This window comes from Latilactobacillus graminis DSM 20719, from assembly GCF_001436415.1.
Lineage (GTDB): Bacteria > Bacillota > Bacilli > Lactobacillales > Lactobacillaceae > Latilactobacillus > Latilactobacillus graminis.
Genome location: NZ_AYZB01000018.1, coordinates 1 through 1,738, shown reverse-complemented (window position 1 = coordinate 1,738; position 1,738 = coordinate 1). Strand labels below are relative to the sequence as shown.

General features: G+C 36.5%; 1 protein-coding gene. It reads left to right on the top strand.

What is annotated here, in order from left to right:
- The first annotated feature begins 629 nt into the window (after nt 1-629).
- Nucleotides 630-1,217 carry a recombinase family protein gene (locus FC90_RS04155; RefSeq protein ID WP_057908041.1) on the top strand — a complete coding sequence of 196 codons (588 nt, stop codon included), beginning with the start codon at nt 630-632 and terminating at the stop codon, nt 1,215-1,217.
- Nucleotides 1,218-1,738 lie beyond the last annotated feature (521 nt).

Below are 1,738 nucleotides of genomic sequence, written 5' to 3'. Positions count from 1 at the left end.
AGCGACCCAACTATGCACGTTCAGAACCTTTACAAGGGAAATAAGTACACTAACCATCACAATTAAAAAAGCAGCCCCCTTCAGTAGGAACTGCTTTTTAAAGAATCTTAGCGAGCTATTATTCTAACTAAGCATACGACTATCGAAAAAAATAGTATCACTACAAAAGTAATAGCCATTTCGTTATGCACTTTCGCGATCCGCAAATACGCTATTGTAATACAAAGAACTATCATGCCGATTATTGCAACAGCAAATGTAAATTCCTTTATTAAGTCCGGTAACAACATTAAGAGCCCCCCCCTTTTCTTATAGAATATTCCTATTCTATAATGTTTTTTTATTTCTGTGTTGATTACTAAGAAAAGCCATTTTTTGAATTAAACGTGAAATAAAAGGCCGATTTATACGCACTTTATAGTGAGGTGATTAAATGAACGTTATCAAAATCAAAAATTTGGATTTGTTATTTGAGCTTGAAAACGCAACACTGACTATAATTAGTAATGATGTGATTATGACTCTGTAAAAGCCTCAAAAACTGAACAGTTTTTGAGACTGAATCAAAAACGTGTTATACTAGGATTTATCGAGTATCACATTCTTAGTCTCACAAAGGAGCGATAAATTTGGCTAAAATTTATGGTTACGCACGGGTTTCAACTCCGAGTCAAAATTTAGAAGAACAAATTGCTCAACTTGTCGACGCTGGTGTTGATCCAAAAAATATCTATTCAGAAAAATTTACTGGAACAACCACTCACCGGCCAGTTTTTGACTTACTGCTAAATACAATAACCAGAGGTGATACTTTAGTGATTACAAAACTTGATCGCTTTGCCAGAAATACACGTGAGGCCTTAAATAGTATTGAACCACTATTAAATCAAAATATTAGTATCAAAGTCCTCAATCTAGGAACTATCGAGAACACGCCAATGGGTAAGATGATTGTTCGAACTCTGCTATCTGTAGCCGAAATGGAGCGGGATATGATTGTCGAACGAACCCAGGCCGGTAAGGAATATTCTAAAAAAAACAATCCTAACTTTAAGGAGGGCCGGCCGAGACGCAAGATTGGCCCACATGAAATGGCGATTTATGAATATTATCAAAATCATTCAATCAAAGAAACAGTTGAGGCTTTTAACACTTCTAAAGCGACGCTCTTCAGGATTAAGCAACAGATTGAATTGGAAACACTGCAAGGATCATAAATATTCAAAAAGCGGGTTTAACACCGACAATCGATATTAAACCCGCTTTAATTTTGGTATAATGATACCCGTAGTAGTTAATTGCAAGCACGTCCCCTTCGTCAACTCAAAATTGACTGTTTGGAGGTGGCTGCATGCAAAAAAACAATGAGGAGATCGGCTGTGAATTTGCTAACGCAAATTCTCGTTGCAATTGCCCCAGTGGCTTTGAAAGAAGCTATTGGTTGGGCGAAAGCACGAAAAAATAAAAAAAGACGTTAATTTAAATTAACGTCTAACCCCTATTTGCAATACTACTACATGAGCGAGGTACTGGCCGGTACCTTGCTCTTTTTTGCGTACATTTAGTATATCATAATTTGTAACATATTACTTGTAACTTATTACAAGCTTACTGGAAAGGTAGTAATTTATAGTTCACTTGTTAAATATCCCCGCTAATTCAGTATCGGTTGCCATCATATGATCAACGGCAGTTTTAGTCTGTTGGGCTAACGCTAGATATTCATTGCCAATATCCC